This is a genomic window from Aquitalea sp. USM4, assembly GCF_004328945.1.
Taxonomy (GTDB): domain Bacteria; phylum Pseudomonadota; class Gammaproteobacteria; order Burkholderiales; family Chromobacteriaceae; genus Aquitalea; species Aquitalea pelogenes.
Map to the genome: position 1 here is coordinate 393839 of NZ_CP029539.1, position 25479 is coordinate 419317.

19 protein-coding genes are annotated in these 25479 nt (G+C 57.5%); 10 read left to right on the top strand and 9 right to left on the bottom strand.

What is annotated here, in order from left to right; genetic code table 11:
* Positions 1–153 precede the first annotated feature (153 nt).
* Positions 154–1839: a glutamine--tRNA ligase/YqeY domain fusion protein gene (locus tag DKK66_RS01775; RefSeq protein WP_131355013.1), complete on the bottom strand. Its 1686-nt coding sequence runs from the start codon at positions 1837–1839 to the stop codon at positions 154–156.
* Between the two features lie 142 nt (positions 1840–1981).
* On the bottom strand, positions 1982–2836 hold the full coding sequence (locus DKK66_RS01780) for a Kdo hydroxylase family protein (RefSeq protein ID WP_131355016.1): 855 nt from the start codon (positions 2834–2836) through the stop codon (positions 1982–1984).
* Positions 2837–3133: 297 nt separating this feature from the next.
* On the opposite strand from DKK66_RS01780, the gene DKK66_RS01785 reads away from it, so the two are divergent.
* Positions 3134–5419, top strand: a complete 2286-nt coding sequence (locus tag DKK66_RS01785; protein ID WP_131355019.1) for a YgiQ family radical SAM protein — start codon at positions 3134–3136, stop codon at positions 5417–5419.
* A gap of 114 nt (positions 5420–5533) precedes the next feature.
* Entirely contained in the window at positions 5534–6874 is a 1341-nt protein-coding gene (locus tag DKK66_RS01790; protein ID WP_131355022.1) for an HD-GYP domain-containing protein, read from the top strand.
* On the opposite strand, the gene DKK66_RS01795 is transcribed toward DKK66_RS01790, so the two are convergent.
* The gene (locus tag DKK66_RS01795) at positions 6871–8538 is read right to left on the bottom strand and encodes a SulP family inorganic anion transporter (RefSeq protein WP_131355025.1); all 1668 of its coding nucleotides are present in this window, start codon (positions 8536–8538) and stop codon (positions 6871–6873) included. The genes DKK66_RS01790 and DKK66_RS01795 overlap by 4 nt on opposite strands.
* Positions 8539–8941: 403 nt before the next feature.
* On the opposite strand from DKK66_RS01795, the gene ppk2 reads away from it, so the two are divergent.
* The 6 genes from ppk2 to DKK66_RS01825 all read left to right on the top strand — a co-directional run bounded on the left by ppk2 (position 8942) and on the right by DKK66_RS01825 (position 15595).
* Positions 8942–9799 (top strand): polyphosphate kinase 2, encoded by an 858-nt coding sequence (gene ppk2 / locus DKK66_RS01800; protein ID WP_204377090.1) that lies wholly within the window; start codon positions 8942–8944, stop codon positions 9797–9799.
* 86 nt (positions 9800–9885) lie between these two features.
* Positions 9886–10443, top strand: coding sequence for a peptidylprolyl isomerase (locus DKK66_RS01805; RefSeq protein WP_045847101.1), 558 nt, complete (start codon positions 9886–9888; stop codon positions 10441–10443).
* Positions 10444–10522: 79 nt separating this feature from the next.
* The gene (locus DKK66_RS01810) at positions 10523–11014 is read left to right on the top strand and encodes a peptidylprolyl isomerase (RefSeq protein ID WP_045847100.1); all 492 of its coding nucleotides are present in this window, start codon (positions 10523–10525) and stop codon (positions 11012–11014) included.
* 102 nt (positions 11015–11116) lie between these two features.
* Positions 11117–11857 (top strand): UDP-2,3-diacylglucosamine diphosphatase, encoded by a 741-nt coding sequence (locus tag DKK66_RS01815; protein WP_131355028.1) that lies wholly within the window; start codon positions 11117–11119, stop codon positions 11855–11857.
* Positions 11858–12149: 292 nt separating this feature from the next.
* On the top strand, positions 12150–13736 hold the full coding sequence (locus DKK66_RS01820; RefSeq protein WP_165494089.1) for a methyl-accepting chemotaxis protein: 1587 nt from the start codon (positions 12150–12152) through the stop codon (positions 13734–13736).
* Between the two features lie 194 nt (positions 13737–13930).
* Positions 13931–15595, top strand: a complete 1665-nt coding sequence (locus tag DKK66_RS01825; protein ID WP_131355035.1) for an L-lactate permease — start codon at positions 13931–13933, stop codon at positions 15593–15595.
* 108 nt (positions 15596–15703) lie between these two features.
* On the opposite strand, the gene DKK66_RS01830 is transcribed toward DKK66_RS01825, so the two are convergent.
* The 6 genes from DKK66_RS01830 to DKK66_RS01855 form a co-directional block, all read right to left on the bottom strand.
* Positions 15704–17191, bottom strand: a complete 1488-nt coding sequence (locus DKK66_RS01830) for a mannitol dehydrogenase family protein (RefSeq protein ID WP_131355038.1) — start codon at positions 17189–17191, stop codon at positions 15704–15706.
* 70 nt (positions 17192–17261) lie between these two features.
* Positions 17262–18635 carry an MFS transporter gene (locus DKK66_RS01835; RefSeq protein WP_305015404.1) on the bottom strand — a complete coding sequence of 458 codons (1374 nt, stop codon included), beginning with the start codon at positions 18633–18635 and terminating at the stop codon, positions 17262–17264.
* A 34-nt stretch (positions 18636–18669) separates the two neighbouring features.
* Complete coding sequence (locus tag DKK66_RS01840; protein ID WP_131355041.1) at positions 18670–19689, bottom strand: Zn-dependent oxidoreductase; 1020 nt, start codon at positions 19687–19689, stop codon at positions 18670–18672.
* Between the two features lie 545 nt (positions 19690–20234).
* Positions 20235–21695 (bottom strand): YdiU family protein, encoded by a 1461-nt coding sequence (locus tag DKK66_RS01845; RefSeq protein WP_131355044.1) that lies wholly within the window; start codon positions 21693–21695, stop codon positions 20235–20237.
* A gap of 46 nt (positions 21696–21741) precedes the next feature.
* The gene (locus tag DKK66_RS01850) at positions 21742–22209 is read right to left on the bottom strand and encodes a hypothetical protein (protein ID WP_131355047.1); all 468 of its coding nucleotides are present in this window, start codon (positions 22207–22209) and stop codon (positions 21742–21744) included.
* Positions 22210–22236: 27 nt separating this feature from the next.
* The gene (locus DKK66_RS01855) at positions 22237–23133 is read right to left on the bottom strand and encodes a LysR family transcriptional regulator (protein ID WP_131355050.1); all 897 of its coding nucleotides are present in this window, start codon (positions 23131–23133) and stop codon (positions 22237–22239) included.
* A 315-nt stretch (positions 23134–23448) separates the two neighbouring features.
* Here DKK66_RS01855 and DKK66_RS01860 point away from each other — a divergent pair, with 315 nt between their 5' ends.
* On the top strand, positions 23449–23760 hold the full coding sequence (locus DKK66_RS01860; protein ID WP_045847092.1) for a DUF485 domain-containing protein: 312 nt from the start codon (positions 23449–23451) through the stop codon (positions 23758–23760).
* Entirely contained in the window at positions 23757–25436 is a 1680-nt protein-coding gene (locus DKK66_RS01865; RefSeq protein WP_131355053.1) for a cation acetate symporter, read from the top strand. Before DKK66_RS01860 ends, DKK66_RS01865 begins: the two co-directional genes overlap by 4 nt.
* Positions 25437–25479: the final 43 nt, after the last annotated feature.

Genomic DNA, 25479 nt, shown 5'->3' on the forward strand with positions numbered 1-25479 from the left:
AACGGTGTACCCGATCAACAGACATGAAAAAAGCGGGCCGCATGGCCCGCTTTCATATTTGACAGGGTATTCACTCAAGAAATTAAAGCGGCTAACAAAAAAGCGCAGCGTCCCAGAGGCAAGCAGCAGTTTTTTGTTAGCTGCGCCACAACCTTACTTGCTCCAGTTATCGCGCAGGCCAACAGTCCGGTTGAACACCGCACGCACACCTTGCTGATGGTCGTAACGGTCGGTGACAAAGTAGCCCAGGCGCTCAAACTGGAAGCGCGATTCCGGGGCTGCCTTCAACACGGCGTCTTCCACAAAGGCAGTGACGGTTTTCAGCGATTCCGGGTTGAGGAACTGGCGGAAGTCGACATATTCGCCATCGTCGCCGCGCACCGCATCCGGACGCGGCTCGGTGAACAGGCGGTCGTACAGGCGAACGTCGGCTTCAATCGCGTGCTCGGCCGATACCCAGTGAATCACGCCCTTGACCTTGCGACCTTCCGGGTTCTTGCCCAGGGTGTCGTGGTCGATGGAGCACTTCAGTTCCACCACCTTGCCGTCGGCATCCTTGATCACTTCATCGCACTTGATGACATAGCTGTAGCGCAGGCGCACTTCACCACCGGCGGTCAGGCGCTGCCACTTGGGAGGCGGCACTTCGGCAAAATCGTCACGCTCGATCCAGATTTCACGGGCGATCGGCACTTCGCGCTCGCCGAATTCCGGGTGATGCGGATGGAAAGGCGCGCTGCGGCTGGCGGTGACGGCGGCATCGAAGTTGGTGAGGGTCACCTTGATCGGGTCCAGCACGGCCATCACACGCGGCGATTCGTTTTCCAGCATCTCGCGCACAGCGCCTTCCAGCACACTCATGTCGATGATGTTTTCACCCTTGGACACGCCGATGCGCTGGCAGAACAGGCGAATGCCGGCCGGGCTGAAACCGCGACGACGCATGCCTTCGATGGTGGGCATGCGCGGGTCGTTCCAGCCATCCACCAGGCCGTCGGTCACCAGCGCCTGCAGCTTGCGCTTGGAAGTAAGCGCGTACAGCAGTTCCAGACGGGAGAATTCGTACTGGCGCGGGTGGCAAGGAATGGTGATGTTGTCCAGCACCCAGTCGTACAGCGGGCGATGGTCTTCGAACTCCAGCGTGCACAGGCTGTGGGTGATGCCTTCCAGCGCATCGGAGATGCAGTGGGTGTAGTCGTACATCGGGTAGATGCACCACTTGTCGCCGGTACGGTGGTGATGTGCGCGGCGGATGCGGTAGATCACCGGGTCGCGCAGGTTCACGTTGCCGGAAGCCATGTCGATTTTCAGGCGCAGGGTCTTGCTGCCGTCCGGGAATTCGCCGTTACGCATGCGGGTGAACAGGTCGAGGTTCTCTTCCACGCTACGGTCGCGGAAGGGGCTGTTCTTGCCCGGCTCGGTCAGGCTGCCGCGATAGGCGCGCATTTCTTCGGCGTTCAGGTCGCAGACAAAGGCCTTGCCCGACTTGATCAGTTCGACGGCATAGTCATACAGCGCATCGAAGTAATCCGAGGCGAAACGGACATTGCCATCCCACTTGAAGCCCAGCCATTCCACGCTGTCCTTGATGGACTGCACGAATTCGTCCGACTCTTTTTCCGGGTTAGTGTCATCCATGCGCAGATTGCACTTGCCCTGGTAATCCTCGGCCAGGCCGAAGTTCAGGCAGATGGATTTGGCGTGGCCCACGTGCAGGTAGCCATTGGGCTCCGGCGGGAAGCGGGTGACGATGGAACTGTGCTTGCCGGAAGCCAGATCCTCGTCAATGATGTTGCGAATGAAGTTGCTGACTACTGGCGCGTTGTTTTCCGTGCTCATGATTCTGGCTGCAGACTGATTGAAAGCAATCGGTGATTGTAACCGATTTGCCCTTGCTGGGGAGAGGTAGTCCCGGCATGGCCGGTTTTGCCGGGGAAATACAGGCTGGCCGGTACTTTGCCCGGCCAGCCGCCCGCTTGGTTTACAGCAGCTTGCGCCCGGTGATGGCCTGCAATTCGGCCAGTGGCGAGCGTGCCGGGTTGGCCATGTCCTGCGCGGCCAGCCAGAAAGTCTGCTCCAGCATGAACTGGCCGGACATCACCGCATGCGAGGCATGGTCGGAGAAACACACCCAGCCGCAGCCGGGCGGGAACGGCATGGTTTCCTGCGGGCAGGTGCGCTGGTAATCCATGTCCGCCTTCATGGCATCGTGCAGATGCAGCATCAGGTGGTCGTAAGCGCTGCGTTTGCGCTTGGTGATTTTCAGCGCAGCCATCAGTGCGGCCGAACCCGGCCATTGATAAGGCACCCGTGGCAGCATGCGCCGCGCCATGTCGGCAAACGGCTCGCCCACCCGCCACACGCGTGGCTCGCCATTGGGGTTGGCATTGTAGAACACGCGCAGGATGCGCTCGCCGTAAGTGGGGCGGGACGGGAAGGCATCCACGTGCAGGCGGCTGTCGTCCTTGCGCCAGGAAGTCTGGCGATTTTCCACCCGCATCAGGCGCAGGCTGGTGGGTGCAGCGCGCAGCTTGCCACGGTATTCCGGCAGCAACTGGTCGACCAGGGCAAAGGCGCTGTCGCGATAGCGGGCAATCAAGGCGCGCACTGCGGCTTCGTTAGCCGGGTCGGCCACACCATGCAACTTGCCACCATCTTGCGGCTCCAGGCTGATGTTCTTGCGTTTAGGGTCGGCAATAACCGGGTTCAGCAAGGCCAGTTCGGCAGGCTGGATGGCAAAGTCCAGCTGCGGCAGAAACAGTACCTTGCCGCTTTCCAGCTCAGCTACTTGGGATTCAGACGTTTTTCCGTCCAGATGGATGATCTGACTGCTCATGCGCAATGTTTCCTGTGCTGTATGTGGCTGATGTGAAGCAATACAACACATCAGCATGACAAACCAAGACAATCCGCAAGCCTACGCCAAACTGCGGCCAAGGTCACACGCAGGCAGCGCTTGCAGGGCGGTAAAACCGCCAAACAACTGATTTCAACGGAAAATATTGCCCTCCACCCCTACTCCCAGCATGGCAATTCGCCATTAAAAACAACAATTTATGCTGATAAAAATCCAGAAGTGCGGCATAATGCCCGGTTGCTTATCCACCTGCGCCACCAGCCGCTTTCATTCAGCATGACGACACAGCCAGCCGCCGCCAAACCGATTACCTCTTACCGCAAGTACTGGGCCAGCCGCTTCGGCACTGCCCCTTTCCTGCCGATGAGCCGCGCCGAAATGGACCAGCTGGGCTGGGATTCCTGTGACATCATCCTGATTTCCGGCGACTGCTATATCGACCATCCCAGTTTCGGTATGGCGCTGGTGGGCCGTTTGCTGGAAGCCCAGGGCTTCCGTGTCGGCATCATCGCGCAGCCGGACTGGCAGTCGGCCGAACCCTTCCGCGCACTGGGCAAGCCGAACCTGTTTTTCGGCGTTACCGCCGGCAATATGGACTCGATGATCAACCGTTACACGGCGGACCGTCGCCCGCGCTCGGATGATGCCTACACCCCCAATGCCGAACCGAACAAGCGCCCGGACCGTGCCGTCACCGTGTATGCCCAGCGTTGCCGCGAAGCCTATCCCGGCGTGGGGGTGATGATCGGTTCCATCGAAGCCAGCCTGCGCCGCATCGCCCACTTCGACTACTGGAGCGACAAGGTACGCCAGTCGGTACTGATTACCTCCAAGGCCGATATCCTGCTGTATGGCAATGCCGAACGCGCATTGGTGGAAATCGCCCATCGTGCTGCCAAGGGTGAAAAACTCAGTGAAATCCGCGACGTCCGCGGTACCGCCTTTGTGGTGCAGCAAGGCTGGCGTCCGGATGAGGAATGGCAGGAGATGGATTCCAGCGTGGTGGACACCCCCGGCAAGGTGGATCCGCACCTGAATCCGTATCAGGAGATTCCGGAGCAAGCCGCCGAAGCAACCAAGGACAGCGACCCGACTGCGCCGCAGGTAATCCGCATCGAATCGCGCGAAGAACGCCTGGCCAAACGCCGTGCCGAACGTGCCAAAACCGTCATCCGCATTCCGGCCTACGAAGCCGTGGCGCACGACCCGGTGCTGTATGCACACGCCAGCCGCACCCTGCATCTGGAATCCAACCCCGGTAATGCCCGCGCACTGGTGCAGTTGCACGGCAGCCGCGATGTATGGCTGAACCCGCCGCCCATTCCGCTGACTACCGAGGAAATGGACTTCGTCTACGGCCTGCCCTACGCCCGCAATCCGCACCCGTCCTACGGCAATGCGCACATTCCGGCGTGGGAAATGATCAAGTACTCGGTCAACATCATGCGCGGCTGTTTTGGCGGCTGTACCTTCTGCTCCATCACCGAGCACGAGGGCCGCATCATCCAGAGCCGTTCGGAAGAATCCATCCTGCATGAGATCGAGGAAATCCGCGACAAGACGCCGGGCTTCACCGGCCACATCTCCGACCTGGGCGGCCCGACTGCCAATATGTACCGCCTGTCCTGCAAGGACCCGAACATCGAGCGTTCCTGTCGCAAGCTGTCCTGTGTGTTCCCGGACATCTGCGAGAACCTGAATACCGACCACAGCCACCTGATCCAGCTGTACCGCAAGGCGCGTGCCCTGCCGGGCGTGAAGAAGATCAACATCCAGTCCGGCCTGCGTTACGACCTGGCGGTGCGCTCGCCCGAATACATCAAGGAACTGGTGCAGCACCATGTGGGCGGCTACCTGAAAATTGCCCCGGAACACACCGAAGACGGCCCGCTGTCCAAGATGATGAAACCGGGCATGGGCGCGTACGACAAGTTCAAGGAGCTGTTCGAACGCTTCAGCCGTCAGGCGGGCAAGGAACAGTACCTGATCCCCTACTTCATCGCCGCCCACCCCGGCACCAGCGATGAGGACATGATGAATCTGGCATTGTGGTTGAAGAAGAACAACTTCCGTCTGGATCAGGTGCAAACCTTTACCCCGACGCCCATGGCCATGGCCACCACCATGTGGCATACCCGGCGCAATCCGCTCAAGCGCCTGTCGCGCAGCTCGGAAAAAGTGGATGTGGTGCGCGATGGTTATCGCCGCAAGCTGCACAAGGCCTTCCTGCGCTATCACCACCCGGACAACTGGCAGATCATTCACGATGCGCTGATCAATATGGGCCGCAGCGACCTGATCGGCCACAGCAAGCACTGCCTGATCCCGCCTACCCCGCCGGGTGACAAATCCGCTGCGGTGCGTCACCGTCTGGGCGCACCGGCGGCACGTCAGGGCAATAGCAAGCCCGGCCAGCAACGTACCGGTCAGGGCAAGGCCACGGCAGCGCAAGGCAAATCCTTTGGTGGACGCCCACAAGCAACCGGTAGACCGGGAGCAAAACCGGGCAGCAAACCGGCAAGCCAGGCCACTGGCACCAACCGCAGCAAGCACAAACGCTGATCCGTCATCATCGGCAATAAAAACGGCATCGCCTGGCGATGCCGTTTTTATTGGGCAGACTCCCTGATTGGCAGCTAAAGTAGCAGCCAAACGGATTCAAACAGGACATGCACCATGGGGGCTTCGCTCAAGCTGGCGGAATTGCTGGGCTCGCTCAGCTATGCACTGGATATCACCGAAGGACAACCTGAAGGCCATTGCGTACGCAGCTGCTGGATAGGCATGCACATTGGCCGTGCCATCGGGCTGGACAGCCAGTCACTGTGGGAACTGTACTACGCCATCCTGCTGAAAGACCTGGGCTGCAGCAGCAATGCCGCCCGTATCAGCGAACTGTATCTGGCGGATGACCGCCAGTTTAAGCAAGACTTCAAACTGGTAGGCAGCAGCCTGCAGGACAAGCTGGGTTTTGTATTCAGCCATACCGGTCGCCATGCCGGCTGGGCCGACCGCCTGGCATCCATTATCAGCATCGTGCGCAATGGCAAGGAAATTGCCGACGAGCTGATCCAGACCCGTTGCTACCGTGGTGCGGATATCGCCCGCCAGCTGCGTTTCAATGAAAACGTCGCGCGCGGCATCCAGTCGCTGGACGAGCACTGGGATGGCTCCGGCCGTCCGCTGGGTTTGCAGGGTGAGGCCATTCCGCTCAATGCCCGCATTGCCCTGCTGGCGCAGGTGGTGGATGTGTTTCACATCACCAGTGGTCGTGCCGGTGCGCTGGCCGAGGTGCAGCAACGTGCCGGCAACTGGTTCGACCCACAGCTGGTGGCCTGCTTTGCCAGCGTGGCCAGTGACGAAACCTTCTGGCAGGTGCTGGAATCGACGGCTGTCGATCAGGCGGTACTGGAGCTGGAACCGGCCCAGCATCAGGTGGAAGTTGATGAAGATTATCTGGATGAAATTGCCGAAGGCTTCGGCCAGGTGGTCGACTCCAAAAGCCCCTTCACCGCCGGTCACAGCCAGCGGGTAGGTCATTATGCCGACCGTATTGCCGCCACCCTGGGCCTGGATGATGCACGCCGCCGCTGGCTAAAACGCGGTGCCCTGCTACACGACGTAGGCAAACTGGGAGTGAGCAACCGCATTCTGGACAAGCCAGGCAAGCTGGATGCCGAGGAATGGGCCGCCGTGCAAAAACACGCCAGCTACACCCATGCCATCCTTGGCCGCATGCAGGTGTTTGCCGAGCTGGCCGATGTTTCCGCCGCCCACCATGAACGACTGGATGGCAAGGGCTATCCGCGCGGTCTGTCAGGCGACGCCATCCCCCTGGAAACCCGCATCATCACCACCGCCGACATTTTTGACGCCATCAATGCCGAGCGGCCATACCACCCGGCCACCCCGGTAGCCAAAACACTGGACATCATGCAGCAGAACCTGCACGTGGCTATCGATCCACGCTGTTTTGCAGCCTTGCAGCAGGTATTGCGCGAGGAAGGCCAGCTCTAGCCCCACACCACCCCGCTGGTCAGCAACTGTTCGGCACGCTGCAAGGCGGCTGCCAGGTCCGGCTGCAGATTGTCCGCGCCCAGATCATCCACCAGCCGTGACCCCTTGAGCATGTCCAGCACCTCATCGGTCGCACCACACAGAATCAGCGTCTTGCCCTGCACGCGCAGCTTGTCGTTCAGACTGTCCAGCGCCAGCAAACCGGTGGTATCCAGCATCACCAGCCGGTGCAACTGCAAGATGATGACGCGCGCCTGCTCGGCCTGCTGGTGAATGATTTCCACACTGTCCGCCGCACCGAAAAACAGCGCACCCTCCACCCGGAAAGCCGCACAACCATCCGGCACATGTTTGCCGGCAATGGTATGGCGCTCGAACAACTGCGCATATTCCGGCAACAGGCGGTTGACCGAGGTATGGCTGGCCATGCTGCGGATGAAGAACACCGCCGCCATCAGCAGGCCGATCTGCACTGCCACCGTCAGGTCAAACACCACGGTCAGCACAAAGGTGACAATCAGCACGGCGGTATCGCGCTTGGGAAACTGGAAAGCCTTGCGGATATCCCAGTCCCCCATTTTCAGTGCCACCGAAATCAGGATGGCCGCCAGCACCGCCAGGGGAATGCTCGCCGCCAACGGGGCAGCCACCAGCAAAATCAACAGCAGCAACACCGCATGCACCATGGCAGCCACCGGGCTGCGACCGCCGTTGCTGATATTGGTGGCAGTGCGCGCCACCGCTCCGGTCGCCGGAATGCCGCCAAAAAACGGCGCCACCATATTGGCGATGCCCTGACCGATCAGCTCCTGATTGGAATCATGCTTGTCGGACGTCATGCTGTCCGCCACCACCGCGCACAGCAGTGACTCGATGGCCCCCAGCAGGGCAATGGTAAAGGCCGGTGCCAGCAGGTCGGACAGATGGGTCGGGTCCAGGTCCAGCCCGCCAAAGCTGGGCAAGCCTTGCGGAATACCACCGAACTTGCTGCCCAGCGTGGCCACCGGCAGGCTGAACAAGGCGGTGGTCAGCGTCGCCAGAATCAGCGCGACAAAAGGCGCGGGCAACAGGCGGTTGAGTCTCTTCGGCCATAGCAGGATAAGCAGCAGGCTGGCCGCAGACAGCAGCAAGGTCGGCCAGTGAAAATTGCCCAGTTGCTCACGCAATACCTGCATCACCGCAAAGAAACCTGCCGGCATTTTTTCCACCGGCAAGCCGAAAAAATCTTTCAGTTGGGTCAGGAAAATCAGCACGGCAATGCCGTTGGTAAAGCCGGTAATCAGTGGCAAGGGAAAAAAGCGGATCACCTGCCCCAGCCGGAAAATGCCCATCAACACCAGCATCACGCCGGACATGAAGGTGCAGATCAGCAAGTTGGCCACCCCGTACTTGGCCACAATGCCGTAGATGATGACGATGAAGGCCCCGGTAGGCCCGGTGACCGACAAACGGCTCCCCCCCAGCACCGCCGCCAGAAAACCGGCAATCACGGCAGTGAATATGCCAGCCTGTGGCGTCACCCCACTGGCCATGGCAAAGGCCATGGCCAAGGGCAAGGCGACAATGCCGACGGTAATGCCGGCCATGATGTCATCGCGCAGCAACTGGCGGTTATAGCTTTTGAGGGTATCAACAATACGAGGGTGGAATCCCGGACTGAACATGGTGCGACTTTCGTTGATGGCAAGCGGCTGCAAACAGTGCTGCGCCTGCATGTTTGTACTGTCATCATCGACGCCAACTACGCCAGGCGCAAGCCAGCCAGGTATCCCGCCAGCGGAATAACCGCCATGGCAGAGGCATATCGACACCCCAATTCAACAGGCGTAGCATGGTTTCAAGACCACTTCAGCATGAGGGAAAACCATGACGCAAGACAAAAATAACGATCCCGCCATCAGCACCCCCGCCGACACCACACCAGTCGCGGAAAATACCAGCACCACCAGTACTCCTGCTGCCAGCCGCAAGCCTGCGCGCAGCACCAGCAGCCGCCAGAGCAACGTCAAGCGCGTGCATCAGGAATCGGTGAAAGCCATCGAAACCATCAGCCAGCAGCCGGTTGCACTGCAGGTGGCCGAAGCACCGCACGGTACCAGCGAAGACAGTAGCACCGCCGAACTCCCTGCCAGCTTCCCCTACCGCACCCGCATGCGCCGGGCCGAGTACGAAAAGATCAAGCTGGAACTGCAGATCGAGCTGTTGAAAGTACAGAACTGGGTGAAGGAAACCGGGCAGAAAATCGTCATCCTGTTTGAAGGCCGCGACGCTGCCGGCAAGGGCGGTACCATCAAGCGCTACATGGAACACCTGAACCCGCGCGGTGCCCGTGTGGTGGCACTGGAAAAACCGTCCGAGCGCGAACGCGGTCAATGGTATTTCCAGCGTTATATCGAACATCTGCCGTCTTCCGGCGAAATCGTGTTCTTCGACCGCTCCTGGTATAACCGCGCCGGCGTGGAACGGGTGATGGGCTTCTGCACCCCGGACGAATACCTGGAATTCATGCGCCAGACCCCGCAGCTGGAACGCATGCTGGTCAACAGCGGCATCCATCTGTTCAAGTTCTGGTTCTCGGTCAGCCGTGAAGAACAGCTGCGCCGCTTCATCTCGCGCCGGGATGACCCGCTCAAACACTGGAAGCTCTCGCCCATCGACATTCAGTCGCTGGACAAATGGGACGACTACACCGCAGCCAAGCAGGCCATGTTCTTCCACACCAATACCGGCGATGCGCCCTGGGTGGTGGTGAAATCGGATGACAAGAAGCGGGCACGGCTGAACTGTATCCGCCATTTCCTGGCCAGCCTGGACTACCCCAACAAGGACCCGCGTGTGGCCCATGCCGCCGACCCGCTGATCGTAGGTGCCCCCAAGCACATGCACAATGCAGATGAGGACAAGTCGCTGCGTTTTGACGTCTGAAGCAAGCGACCCAAGCAGCCGCATCCGCGATGCGGCTGCTGTGCTAGAATTCGGCTTTGTTTCCGCCGACAGCACTCCTTACATCCATGAAAAAACTGCTCGCAAGCCTTGCCCTGTGTGCCCTGCCCCTGTTGGCACACGCCGCGCCGGTGGTGGAAATGACCACCAACAAAGGCGTGATTGAAATTACCCTGGATTCGGCCAAAGCGCCCAAGACCGTGGCCAATTTTGTCAGCTATGCCAAGGCCGGTTTTTACAACGGTACGGTATTTCACCGCGTCATCGATGGTTTCATGATTCAGGGTGGTGGTTTTGACGGCAAGCTGGAACAGAAGAAAACCAATGCGCCCATCCCCAATGAAGCCGCCAACGGCCTGAAAAACAGCATTGGCACCATCGCCATGGCCCGCACTGCCGACCCCAATTCGGCAACGGCACAGTTTTTCATCAATGTGGCCAATAACGAATTCCTTGACTACAAGAACCCCAGCCCGCAAGGCATCGGCTATGCTGTATTCGGCAAGGTCAGCAAGGGCATGGACGTCGTCAACCGCATTGCCAAAACCCACACCGGCAGCATGAAAGGCATGGATGACGTGCCATTCGAGCCCATCGTGATCCAGAAGGTTGTGGTCAAACCCTGACCCGCCTTCACCGGCCAGCCACAGGCTGGCCTTCAGCACACCGCATCAAGCGTACGCTTCAGACAATAAAGGAATCCTCATGATCAAACTGAGCACCAACTTCGGCGATATCGTTCTGGAACTGTTCCACGACAAAGCCCCGGTCACTGCCGCCAATTTTGAAGAATACGTAAAGAGCGGCCACTACGACGGCACCATCTTTCACCGCGTAATCAACGGTTTCATGATTCAGGGCGGTGGTTTTGATGCCGACATGAAGCAAAAAGACACCCGCGATCCGATCAAGAACGAAGCCAACAACGGTGTTTCCAACAAGACCTACACCGTTGCCATGGCCCGCACCATGGACCCGCACTCCGCATCGGCCCAGTTCTTCATCAACGTGTCCGACAATGACTTCCTGGACTTCAAGTCCGAAACCACCCAAGGCTGGGGCTATGCCGTGTTTGGCCAGGTTGTGGAAGGTAAGGAAGTGGTTGATCGCATCAAGACCGTGCGTACCGGTCGTAGCGGTGGTCACCAGGACGTGCCGGTTGAAGCCGTAGTGGTGGAAAAGGCCGAGATCATCTGATCCCGTCCAGGGCCACTAGCGGCCCTGTCAGCAAGCCAGCTCCCTTCGGGTGAGCTGGCTTTGCTTTGGCATTCTGACAATTGTTGCCCTTACTGAAACATCATGAGCCATCACTTCATTTCCGACCTGCACCTGAGCGAAGACAGCCCCGCACTATGGCAGTTGTTCGTGAGTACCTTGCAGGCATGGCAGGGGCAGATCGACAGCCTGTTCATTCTGGGTGATTTGTTCGAATACTGGGTTGGTGATGACGATGATTCTGCATTCTTGCAGGACATGCTGGCTGCCATGCAGCAGTTCTCCCGCCATACCCCACTTTATGTGATGCGAGGGAACCGCGACTTCCTGCTGGGCGAGGGCTTTTGCCAGCGCAGCGGGGCCCTGTTGCTGGAAGACCCTCACCTGCTGGAGGCCTATGGCCAGCGTTATCTCTTGAGCCATGGCGATGCGCTGTGTACCGATGACACCGCCTATCAGCAATTCAGGGCCATGAGCCGCAACCCGGCCTGGCAAGCCGCCATGCTGGCGCGGCCACTAGCCGAACGCCACGCCATTGCCGCACAGGCACGCATGCAAAGTGAAGCCGCCAAACAGCAGCAAGGCCTGAGCGCCATTACCGATGTCACCGAACTGGCCGTTCTGGCATTACTCGACCAGTATGACTGGCCGGTTCTCATCCACGGCCACACCCACCGCCCGGCCTGCCACAGCTATCAGCAAGACAACAAGACCAGTCAGCGCTGGGTGCTGACTGACTGGTACGGCAATCATGGCGGCTATCTGCGGCTGGATGAAAATGGTCTGCAGGCTCATGCACTGATAGCAGGCCACCAACACGACTAGCCTCACCAATGGGAGCCATTGCGGCTTAATTGCAACTAGGCGCGCTGCTGGCTCTGCCCACCCCCTGCCCCTACTACTGTTTAAAACAATTCTTTAGGACAGTATGTAATACCTTCACTCTGGCAATAATGTGCTATTCCTGATAAGTGGGCTTGCTGACATTTCCACTGCAGTCTCAAGCTCACTTACAACATGGCATGCCTGACATGCCTGACAACAGCAGCACAGCAGACAAGGCCCGCCAACAGGCAGGGTCTGGCCGGACATGTGCGGGCTTTGGGGAATCACACCAATGCAGAACCATCACCGTTTTTTCTCGGTGCGCCAGCGTTTTGTCTGGCTCACGCTGGTGCTGGCCAGCTTGCTTGCCGCCGTGGCGCTGGGAGCGGCAGTACTGATCAGGCAAATCACCATCGGTGGCCCGCAGTACCACCGCATCATCCAGGCCAAGGATCTGGTGGCAGATATCCTGCCGCCACCGGCTTACATCATTGAAGCCAATCTCCTCGTCCATCAGCTCAGGCTGGCATCCGTTGAGCAGCAAGCGCATCTGCTGGGGCAGTTACAGCGCAGTGAACAGGCATTCAATCAGCATTACCAGTACTGGCAGCAACAGGACCTGCCTGTTGCATTACGCGAGTCTCTGACAGGCCAGGCTCAGGAATATGGACGTGAGTTTTTCATATTGCTGAATCAGCAGTTGCTTCCGGCCCTGCAAAAAAAACAGGACCGCCAGGTAAACATTGTTTTTGCCCATATGCAGCAGGTGTATGCACAACACCGCCAGGCTATCGACAAGGCCGTGATTCAGGCCCAGCAATACCAGCAGCGACTGGAAGATGAAGCAGCCAGCAGCAACCGGCAAAACTGGCTGCTATTGTCACTGTCCTTGCTCGGAACCGTATTGGTCGTGGCCCTGTTATTGCGCTGGAGCTATCGCCGGCTGATTGCGCTGCTGGGTGCGGAACCGGCCCAGACCCGCCAGCATATCGGCCAACTGGCAGAGGGCCAGTGGCAAGGCCGTCTGCAGCAAGTCAGCCCCCACAGCATGAGTGGTGTACTGGACAGCATGATCAGCCGCTTGAGTACCGTCATGCACGGCATACGCCAGACTGCGACCGACATGCGCACCTTGTCCGGACAGGTAGAACATGCTGCCAGCCATGTCGGAGACCAAACCAGCAGTCAGGCGGCCCATCTGGAGGAAATTGCCACCACCTTGCAGCAGTTTTCTTCCACGCTGGATGCCACCATGCATAGCGCCCAGCAAACCGAACAACAAGCCATTGCAGCGGTAGATGCCAGCCGTGAAGGCCGCTTGCTGGTAGAAAACACGGTGCAGGCCCTGCACCATATCATTCAGTGCATAGAGCAGATCGACGACATTGTTTACCAGACGGATTTGCTGGCCTTGAATGCCACAATCGAAGCCGCCCGCGCCGGAGAACACGGCAAGGGTTTTGCCGTGGTGGCACAGGAGGTTCGCAAACTGGCCCAGCGCAGCAAGGACGTGGCGCAGGAAATCCAGCAACTGTCGCAACAAACCATGAGTCGGGCCGAACATGCCGGTAGTGCCATGGGTACTCTGGAAGACATCATCAGCCAGACCCGTCGCCTGGTGGAACACATCAACAGCAGCAGCCAAGAACAGAACCTGGGCATCAGCCAGATTTCACAGTCCTTGAACCAATTAAGCTATTCCTCAGTGCAAAATGCTGAAGAATCGCTGAACATGGCCACACTTTCGCGGGAAATGCTGCAGCATGCTGAAGCCTTGCAGCAACGGGTTGCCTTCTTCCGCTTGCGTGACCAAGCCGCAGACCACCGACAGTTATCCGCTCTGGATGGCGAAAGCAGCGCCCCGCTGACCGCTGCCTGACCCTCGCTCGCCCTCTCTCCCCATCGTCAGACACAGGGTAAACCCGCAAGGGCAAGCCCTAAATGACGATTTGATGCTTGATCACTACAGTTGCGGCATCCGCCACCAGTACAAAAACAGGCGGAACGCTCGAATGGGGCACAGCCGCGATGGCTGCGCCCGATCAACGCCAACAATCATTGGAGAGAACCATCATGTGGTCCCACGTTTACGACCCACTGGGCAACCCGTGGCTGTCTACGCTGTGCGCAGCGCTGCCGGTCATCGTGCTGCTGGGCGCGCTCGGCATTTTTCATATCAAGGCTCACATTGCAGCCGTGATGGGTTTGATCACTTCGCTCGTTGTCGCCATCGGCATTTTCGGAATGCCCGGCAGCATGGCGCTGAGCGCCACCCTGATGGGTGCGGCCAACGGCTTGCTGCCGATTGGCTGGATCATCCTGAACGTGATCTTCCTGTACCAGCTGACCGAACGCAAAGGGCAGTTTGCCATCCTGCGTGAAAGCATTACCGGCGTCACGCAAGACCGTCGCCTGCAACTGCTGCTGATTGCCTTCTGCTTTGGTGCCTTCTTCGAAGGCGCTGGTGGCTTTGGCACTCCGGTAGCCGTTACCGGTGCCATGCTGATTGGCCTGGGCTTCTCGCCGCTGGCCGCATCCGGCCTGTCGCTGATCGCCAATACCGCACCGGTCGCCTACGGTGCACTGGGCACACCGATTACCACCCTGGCCAAGGTGACCGGCATCGACGTGATGCTGATTTCCTCCATGGTGGGTCGCCAGATGACCATCTTCGCCGTCATCGTGCCGTTCTGGCTGCTGATTGCCTTCTGCGGCTGGAAGAACACCCTGCGCATCTGGCCTGCCGCCCTGGTGGCCGGCTTGTCCTTCGCCATTCCGCAGCTGATCGTCTCCAACACCATGGGGCCGGAACTGGTTGCCGTGATTGCCTCGGTGTGCTCGATTGCCGCGCTGGTTCTCTTCCTGAAGGTATGGCACCCGCAAGAGGTATACACCTCCACCGCCGGCACCATGGCCGGTGCTGCTGCCGAAGCCGCAGGCAAGACCGCCCTGCAACCCAAGCATGGTTACTCCACTGGTGACGTGATCCGTGCCTGGCTGCCGTGGCTGATCCTGTCGGTGCTGGTATTCGCCTGGGGCTCGCCAAGCGTGAAAAAACTGCTGGACTCCATTTTCACCATGGAAATCCAGTGGCCCGGCCTGCACAACCTGGTACAGAAGATGCCGCCGGTTGTGGCCAAGCCGCATGTCGAAGCAGCCATCTACAAGCTGAACCTGCTGTCCACCACCGGTACCGGCATTCTGGTGGCAGGCATCCTGTCCGGCCTGATCATGGGCTATCGCCCGAGTGAGCTGATCAAGGTATACGGTCAGACTTTCTGGTCGCTGCGCTACTCGCTGATCACCATCGTGGCCATGCTGGCACTGGGCTACCTGACCCGCTACTCCGGCGTGGACATCACCCTGGGCCTGGCGTTCTCGCACACTGGCGTGCTCTACCCCTTCTTCGGCACCCTGCTGGGCTGGCTGGGCGTGGCACTGACCGGTTCCGATACCGCCGCCAACGTGCTGTTCGGTGGTCTGCAAAAGGCATCCGCTACCCAGCTGGGCCTGTCGCCGGTGCTGATGACTGCGGCCAACTCCGCCGGTGGTGTAATGGGCAAGATGATCGACGCCCAGTCCATCGTGGTGGCTTCGACTGCAACCCAGTATTACGGCAAGGAAGGTGTGATCCTGCGCTATGTGTTCTTCCACTCGCTGGCATTGGCCTGCCTGGTCGGCCTGGTGGTAACGGCGATGGCCTATCTGCCGCCGTTTACCTTGCTGGTATTGCACTAAGTCGTTCCGGCCGCATTTACTGCGGATATGAAAAGCCCCGCCAGCGCAATCCGGCGGGGCTTTTTTCACAACATCAGGACATGGCAATCTTGTAGCCTGCCTGTGACATCAGGCCAAGGTAACGGTCAGTCCAAGCCAATGGCACAACAATGCGATGCAGGCCCTGGCACCATGCTGCTGTAATAGCTGGAACTGCTGCTCAAGCAGCTCGACAAAATGCGTATTGGCCGGCAAATCGGTCCCGAACACTTGCTCCAGCTTCAACAATGCCCGTACCGCAGATTCACCTTCCGTTCTACTGGACAGCAGACGGCCTATTTCCCCGGTCAGCGGGTCGGACACGGATATGACTTGCCCCTGCTCATCCACACGGCTGACAAAGCACATCCATGCCGCCAGCCCCAGTGCCAGGCAGTCAAAACGACTGCCATGCGCCAGATGAAAACGAATGGACGCCAGCATGCGCTGTGGCAATTTCTGGCTGCCGTCCATTGCTATCTGCAAGGTACGGTGTAATAAAGCGGGATTGCGAAAGCGAGTCAGCAGCTGCGCGGCGTACTCTTCAGGCTTTATCGGGCATTGCACCAATGTGACCGCCTGCTCTTCCACCATCAAATGGTGGACCAGCCTCACCAGGCAAGCATCCTGCATGCAATCGCTGACATGCACATAGCCGGTCAGACATCCCAGATACGCCAGAAAGGAATGACTGCCATTGAGCATGCGCAACTTCATTTCCTCGAAAGGCTGCACATCGGCAAGCAGCTTGACTCCAACCCGTTCCCATGGCGGTCGCCCGTAGGGAAAGCAGTCTTCTATCACCCACTGGCGATAAGGTTCACAAGCCACACCGGCCGGGTCATCGACACCGCCAAGCAAGTCACGGATGCGACTGCGGGTTTCTGCGGTCACCATGGGAACGATGCAGTCCACCATGCTGGAAGGAAATGCCACCTGCGATTCCACCCAGGCAGCCAGGTCTGCATCCTGCAAACTGGCCAGCGTCGTCATGACCTGCCTTGTCACGACACCGTTAGCCGGCATATTGTCGCAAGACAGAATGGTCAAGCCGGGCAAGCCACGCTCACGACGCAAACGCAGACCAGCCAGCAACACTCCGGGAGCAGAACATGGCTGCCAGGGGCTGGCAATATCATGCCGGATGGCGGGATGTTCCATCTGCAACTGGCCGGTGGCGGGTGAATGGCAATAACCCTTCTCGGTAATGGTCAGCGTCACCACGGCCAGCTCAGGCTGCGCCAGCGCCTCAACAACGGCCGACAAGCCATCCTCACGCAGGCTCAGTGCCTGACAGACCACGCCCACAACCCGGCATGACCAGTCGTTCCCATCCATTTCTGCCACTGCATAGAGAAAGTCCTGCCCTTTCAAGGCAGTAATCGTACCGCCACTATCCGTCAGGCTGACTTCACAGTAGCCCCAGTCACTGGCATGGTCGCTGGCCAGCATGTCGGCAAACACCGCCTGATGAGCGCGATGAAACGCCCCACAACCCAGATGCAATAATCTGGGTCGCAGGGCTTCACGTGGGTAAGGTGGCTGCAAATGCTTGGTGGACAAAGACGAATCTGGCATGGGTACTCCTCAGGAAACAACACAAGCACCACAGTACTCACAACGCGGCAATACAACTGGGCAACCCGGCTCAGACGGCTGCATCCTGCATGATGGTCAGGTCGCGGTCTTTGACTTCCGGCATCAACAGTGCCGCCATCAGGCCTGCCATTGAATAGCACATGACCATGACCGCCACAGGCCACCAGCTGTTAGTCAAATGGCAGAAGATACCAGCCAGCAGCGGGCCCAAACCAACCGCCACCAGGCCTCCGGCCTCCTTTGATATCGCCATACGGGTAAAACGCTGCCGGGCACCAAACAATTCGGCCAGGGTAATGTTTTCCAGAGCAAACAATCCCAGTACGGCAATATTGTGAATGATGATGATGCACAGCATGATGGTGCTGATATCCTGGGCTTGATCCATGATTAATGACAGCAATGGATAAGCCAGCAATATTCCTCCAGCATTCAGCACAATATACGGAAGCCTTCTGCCGAAGCGATCCGACAAATATCCCATTAATGGAATCGTCAGGAATCCGATGACCGAACTTATCATCAAGGCATCCGTCGGAATGCTCTTGTCAAACAGCAGGGTCTGAACCAGATAAGCGGTCAGGAAGGTTTGAATCAAACCGGAATTTCCGGCCTGTCCAAAACGCAGGGTGGTCGCAAGCCAGAATGCACGACTGCGGAACATGGCAGCAAACCCGCCATCATCCGCTTCCACGGCAGCCGGCTTTTCATGCGATTTTTCATGCACATGCCGTTGATTCACACCTTGCACGAAAACAGGCGACTCCTTCAGGTTGGCACGTAGCCAGATGGCAAATGCCATGACCACGACGCTGGACAAGAACGGAATGCGCCATCCCCATTCCATCAGTTGCTGACGATCCAGCAAATAAAACAGAACACCCCAGATCGCCGTTGCCAGCAAGGTTCCGCAATTTGTCCCTATGGCTACCAATGAAGAAATGATGCCGCGTTTACCCTGCGGTGCTGACTCTGCCAGCATGGTGCCGGCACCGGATATTTCCGCTCCGGCACCCAATCCTTGCACAATACGCAGGATAACCAGCAATATCGGCGCAAAAATGCCGATCTGCGCATAAGTAGGCAGTGCACCGATCAGGGTTGTACACAAGCCCATCATGGTAATCGTGATAAACAGTACTTTCTTGCGACCAACCCGGTCTCCCATGCGTCCGAAAATGATGGCACCGACAATACGTGCCAGATAACCTGCACCATATGTGCCCATGGCCAGGATCAATACCATGGCCCGGCTTTGTCCATAAAAGAATATTTCATGAAAAACCAGTGCAGCGCCCAGGGAGTAAAGCTGAAAATCCATGAATTCAAGAGCCGTTCCCAACCAGCCTGAAACAGCAGTCTTGACCAGGCCGGAAGTATCACTTTCCTTGATTTGCTGATCCAGGACATTATCGGTATTCACATCACACCCCCAAAATTACCAATCCATCCATTTATCAATCAGGAAATCTGAGCAGAATCTTGCAGCAGCTATCCGGATTAGACTCAAATAGCGTCAGTGCCTGCTCTACCTGTTCCATCTCCATATCATGGCTGATCAGGATGTGCGGAAACAGTTTGCCAGCGGCCATCCATTCAATAACCTGGGGAAAGCGGGCACTATTCAAACGGGAAGAGAAAATCGACAACTCTTTACTGGTTATGTCTTTTTGCCGGATCACCGTTTCTGCATCAGAAAAACCCATGATACCGATACGACCGGCAGGAGATGCCAAGGTAATCGCCTGTGACAAAATGGCAGGATGACACGCCGCATCGATAATCAGTGTCGGCTGGCACCGGATGCCTTGCAGATAATCAGCTTCGGATGACTGAAGATTATTGATGACCACATCAGCCCCGCATTCAATCGCCATCTCCAGCCGCGAAGGAATCCGGTCCACCACCATCACCGAGCCAACCTGATAAACATTTTTCAATACCTGTACCAGCGCCAATCCCATAGGGCCAGCACCATAAATCAAGGCTGAATCATTTGTGGCTGGTTGCAACTGAGCAGTCATGTTTGCCGCAACACTGAATGGTTCAATCAGGGCGGCATGCCGATCTGGAATATTCAATGGTACCTCATGGATATTTGCGGCAGGTACGCAGACATATTCGCTGAAACCACCATCACGATGCACGCCCAGTACCATTAGCTTCAGACAGACATTTGGGCGCCCCATCCGACAGGGATAGCAGCAACCACAGCTGATGACCGGATCAATCACCACACGCTGACCGATACGGGCAGTGTCGACAGACTCTCCGACCGCATCAACAATGCCAAAGAATTCATGCCCTATCACCCGTGGATAGCTGACGAAGGGATTATGACCACGATAAATATGCACATCAGAGCCACAAACACCGGCATATTTCACCTTGACCCGGACTTCATGCGCGGCAGGAGCAGGGATTTTTTCATCTGCCAATAACAGACTTCCCGGCCGGGTGATAATAATACTTTTCATTCCGCCACCTTTATCGGTTCAACACTATTGCAATCAAAGCAACAAGTACCGCAAATATATCAATAAAAATACCTTGATGAATAATATAAGCAGGACCTACATCCTATTAATCAACCCGATGAAAGTATTACAAACCCAAGCACCATACAAGCATGAAAAACTGACCTTATTAGCAGCAATAATAAAATCCCACATCTGCAACTTAGCAATACACCGCATCAAAAGTGAATTATCAAAAGCAATTCACGATCAATACCATTGATAGTCAGAAAAAATAGAATTAAATACAGAATATTCAAAACACTTTGGCCAGAGACATTTGAATATCAGGACAAAATGCATACGCATTCCGGGCAGATACTGGATGTACCGGCCAGATAAACGCACTCAATAGTCAGAAGAATACGGGCGGGAAGCAGCGGGAAAGAATGAAGCCGCTGGCCATCCAGAACACACGGCACGTCATGGAGTGCATCTGGAATCGGGCAGCGGCTTTCAGCAGGCAGCAGACAGGCTTGAAGCGGGACAGGGAATAAGCGCGGGATTCAACTGGAGCAGCTGACGCTGATTTCCGTCGCCCAGGCGGGTGGTTCAGCGGCAAAGTCCTGATACTCTGGCTGTTCGTCGAATGGATGTTGCAGGCAATCATGCAAGCGGTTTATCAGGGTGAAATCGCCCTGTTGAGCGGCTTGTATTGCTTGTTCAGCCAGATAATTGCGCAAGATGTATTTGGGGTTGACTGCCAGCATGGCCGCCTTGCGCGTGGCCTGCGGTGTTGACTCTAGCTGCAAACGCGTGGCATAGCGCGCAGCCCAGTCATCAAACAGGCTGCGATCCAGGAACAGATCGCGCAACGGTGCATTGTCCTCACCGGCCACAAAATCCGCCAGCCGGCGGAAGAACACGGTGTAATCCGTCCGGTGTGCATGCATGGCCAGCAGTAATGCCTCGATCAGGGCATCATCCTCTTCCAGCTCGGTAACAAGGCCCAGCTTGCTGCGCATCAGCCTTATCCAGCACTGCGCATACTGTTCCCGATAAGAGGACAGGGCTGACAGCAGGGTTTCCTCGTCCACCAGCGGCAAGAAGGCCGATGCCAGGCAATGCAGATTCCACAAGCCAACCTGTGGTTGCTGGTTGTAGGCATAGCGTCCGGAATGATCGCTGTGATTGCATACATGCGCGGCATTGAAGCCATCCATGAAGCCAAACGGGCCGTAGTCCAGCGTCAGCCCCAGCACTGACATATTGTCGGTATTCATCACGCCATGACAGAAGCCCACTGTCTGCCATTGCGCAATCAAGCTTGCGGTGCGAGCGACAATTTCGCTGAATAATGCTGCGTAGGGCTGCACTTGTTCTGCACATGCCGGGAAATGATGACGGATGAGGAAGTCTGCCAGGATACGGATTTCATCATGCTGACCACGGTGATAAAGCACTTCGAAACTACCGAAGCGAATGAAACTCTCTGCCAGTCGGGTCAGCACGGCGGCGGTCTCGACTTGCTCGCGGTAAACCGGATCTGGCGAGCCCACCATGGCCAGTGCGCGCGTAGTCGGGATGCCCAGCCCGTGCATGGCTTCGCTGCACAGGTATTCGCGGATGGTGGAGCGTAATACGGCGCGACCATCGCCCATCCGGGAAAAGGGAGTCAGTCCGGCCCCCTTGAGCTGCCATTCCCAGCGATGGCCATGGATGTCTGCCGTATCACCCAGCAAGAGCGCCCGGCCATCTCCCAGTTGCGGGACGAACACACCGAACTGATGCCCGGCATACACAGCCGCCACAGGCTGCATGCCATCTGCCAGCCGATTGCCCGACAGCAAAGCCACGGCAGCAGGCGTATCCAGTGTTTCGGGCTGTATACCCAGTTGCTCGCACAGGGAGACGTTGGCCGCAACAAGATACGGCTGACTGAGTGACTGGGGCTGGACCGAACGGTGGAAAACCGGTGGCAGCTGCAGAAAACGTTGACCGAAGGTCAGGGAAGTGAGTGCTTGCATTGCCCGATTCTAGTCGCGACCCGGGCGGATAAACACCTGAAGCCAATCAGGGTTTTTGCCGACGCAATACCCGGCGCATGTCGCGGGCGGCGTTGAGTGAGGCGGAGGAGAAGCTGGTGGCGGCAAAGTGGCCTACCTGACGGCTCATCTTGCTCACGGCATTGCCAGAACTTTGCCCAAGCTGCAGCGCCTGTTTCATCACGGTGAATGAGGGGTGGTTACCGGACTGCTCCAGCTGGCTGAGCAGGCGCTTGTGCATGTCATTGAGCGACTTTTCGGTTGCCAGCATCAGGTCTCGCTGGTTGTCCGCGTGTGCCTGCATCAGGGACACACTGCCAAGCAGACTGCTGTCGATGCGGTTCTGCAGTTCGCCTTCCGGCAAGGCCGGCCCTTGCAGCCATGCAACGGCCCAGCTGATACAAGCATCCTGCTGGGCATCCAGCAAGCGGCGCTGGCTGAGCTCCATGGTACGCAGATAACGCTCGAAAGCACTGGCAAACCATTCGTAGGCCATGGAAGATCCTTGTCGGTGAGGCGGGGTTCAATGCGCGGTGGCGGGGCTGAGTTCCCAGACGCGAATCAGTTCGTGCAGCAATGCTTCCAGTATGGGGTCGCCAACCCGGTCTGACGGATAAACGAATTGAAGCTCAGCCAGTTTGCGCACACCGGGCACAACCGTCAACCGCCCGGCGGCTTCCCATTCCAGCGCCTCTTCCTCACGCGCCAGTGCCACACCGACGCCACAGGCGACAAGTTCCAGAATGGAAGCCAGGTTGTCGCTTTCTGTCACCTTCTTCGGAGAAATATTCAGTTCACGCCACAGTTCTGCAGTGATCTTGGACAAGCTGGAAAACTGCGACAGACCTATCCAGGGCAAGCGCCCCAGGTCTTTGTGATTGTGGATGTCAATACGGTTTTGCCAGTTGTGGGGCATCACGATGCGAAACGGCAAATTGGTCAGCAGCACGGTATTGACATTGACGTAGGGGTTTTTGCCCAGATAAAAGCCAGCATCCAGTTCCTTTTTACGGACCAGGTTGAGTACCTCGCCGGTTACCCCGTGTTGCAGGCGCAGGTCCAGCAGCGGGTACTTTTCCACCAGGGCGGCCACCCACTGCCCCATTTTCAGTGTCGCCGGGGTCAGGGTCAGGCCCACCAGTGCCTTGCCACCGGTCTGCCCTTTCAGGGTTTTGGCGTGATTCAGTATTTCCCGGGCTGAGGCCAGGATGGATTGCGCCTGCGGCAACAGTTCCTGTCCTGCCCGCGTCATGGTCACCCCACCGGCAGTCCGTTCAAACAGCGGCATGCCAACTTCTTCTTCCAGCGCCTTGATCTGTGCGGTCACGGCAGGCTGGGACAAATGCAGCAATTCGGCGGCCTGGGTCAGATGCCCTTGCTGGGCCACGGTGACAAAGGTCCTCAACTGATAGATTTCCATGTACGACCTGTTCTCTCTGCCTGTAGTAAATGAACTACATTTTTCTGTTTGTACGACATGTTCTGCTGCCTCATTTTGGCTTCAATAGCACATCTTCCACAACATTTTCCGGTATTCCCACACAAAAAAACCGCACAAACCACAGGGGAAATGGAGCAAAAATACCATTGCAACTTGTTGTTTTTTAATATTTTTTGCAACGCAACATCGACATGACAAATTTTGCTGATCAAAAAAAGCGATTAGCGGTGCCCAGCTTTCGTCCCTTATGTTTCATCCAGCGGTCAGACGATCGTTACGACAAAGGAGGATGCAATGAACGAGGACGTACTCAAGAAAGTACAGTCCAACCCGAAGTTCAAAGAGCTTGTTCACAAGAAGACAAGCCTGGGTTGGCAGCTCAGCATCGTAATGCTGGCCATTTACTATGGCTTCATTCTGATTCTGGCATTTTCACCATCAACGCTGGGTGCTCCGCTCGCCCCCGGCATGACCATGACTGTTGGCATCCCGGTAGGGATCCTGATCATTCTTTCTGCTTTCGTGCTGACCGGCCTGTACGTGCGCAAGGCCAACGGCGAGTTTGACCAGCTCAACCGCGAGATCGTTGAGGAGGCACAACAATGACAAAACGCACTGGCTCTCTCGCTCTGGCAGCCCTGACCCTGTTTCCTGCCCTGGCTTTCGCCTCCGGCGCCATCGAAGGTGATGTGAAGCAACAGGCCACCAACTGGCACGCCATCATCATGTTCGTGGTGTTTGTGGCCTTCACCATGGGCATTACCTACTGGGCGGCACGCCGTACCCGTTCTGCTTCGGACTTCTATACCGCCGGTGGCGGCATCAGCGGTTTCCAGAATGGCCTGGCCATTGCCGGTGACTACATGTCGGCAGCCTCCTTCCTGGGGATTTCCGCCATGGTGTTCGACAAGGGCTATGACGGCCTGATCTACTCCATCGGCTTTCTGGTTGGCTGGCCGGTCATTCTGTTCCTGGTAGCCGAACGTCTACGCAACCTGGGTAAATACACTTTTGCCGACGTGGCGTCCTACCGCCTGCAACAGACTCCGGTACGCTCTTTTGCAGCGACATCCACCCTGATGGTTGTAGCCATGTACCTGATCGCGCAGATGGTAGGTGCCGGCAAGCTGATCCAGCTGCTGTTCGGCATGAGCTACTCTTCTGCAGTAATCATGGTGGGCATCCTGATGGTGTGCTACGTGCTGTTCGGCGGCATGCTGGCTACCACCTGGGTACAGATCATCAAGGCCGTACTGCTGTTGTGTGGTGCATCCTTCATGGCCTTCATGGTGCTGTCCACCGTTGGCTTCAGCCCGGAGGTCATGTTCGAGAAGGCTGTTGCCGCTCACGCCAAGCACGCTGCCATCATGGCACCGGGCAAGGCTGATCCGGTTGACTCCATTTCTCTGGGTATGGCGCTGATGTTCGGTACTGCCGGCCTGCCGCACATCCTGATGCGCTTCTTCACCGTGTCTGATGCCAAGGAAGCCCGCAAGTCGGTGTTCTATGCCACTGGTTTCATCGGTTACTTCTACATCCTGACCTTCATCATCGGTTTTGGCGCAATCATGCTGGTACTGAACCAGCCGGGCATGATGGAAACCATCACCAAGAACGGCAAGGAAGTGCACCAATTGATCGGTGGTAGCAATATGGCCGCCATTCACCTGGCCAATGCGGTTGGCGGTGACATGTTCCTGGGCTTCATTTCTGCAGTTGCCTTCGCCACCATCCTGGCCGTTGTAGCAGGTCTGGCCCTGTCCGGTGCCTCTGCCGTCTCGCACGATCTGTACGCTTCGGTTATCAAGAAGGGCAAGGCGAACGAAGCTGACGAAATCCGCGTATCCAAGATCACCACTGTAGTACTGGGCGTCATCGCCATCGTGCTGGGTCTGGTGTTCGAGAAGCAGAACATTGCCTTCATGGTGGGTCTGGCCTTCTCCATCGCGGCTTCCGCCAACTTCCCGGTACTGTTCCTGTCCATGTTCTGGAAGGGCCTGACCACCCGTGGTGCTGTAATGGGTGGATTCATCGGTCTGGTTTCTGCCATCTTGCTGATCGTGTTGGGACCGACCGTCTGGGTTGACATCATGAAGCATCCGGTTGCCCTGTTCCCGTACAAGAACCCGGCCATCTTCTCCATCACCCTGGCGTTCGTGACCACCTGGCTGTTCTCGGTGACCGACAACTCCAAGTCTGCTGCTGAAGAAAAGGCCAAGTTTGATGCCCAGTTCGTTCGCTCCATGACCGGCATCGGCGCCTCCGGCGCTTCCAAGCACTAATCGTTACACCTGGGGCCGCATCCTGCGGGATGCGGCTACAGCA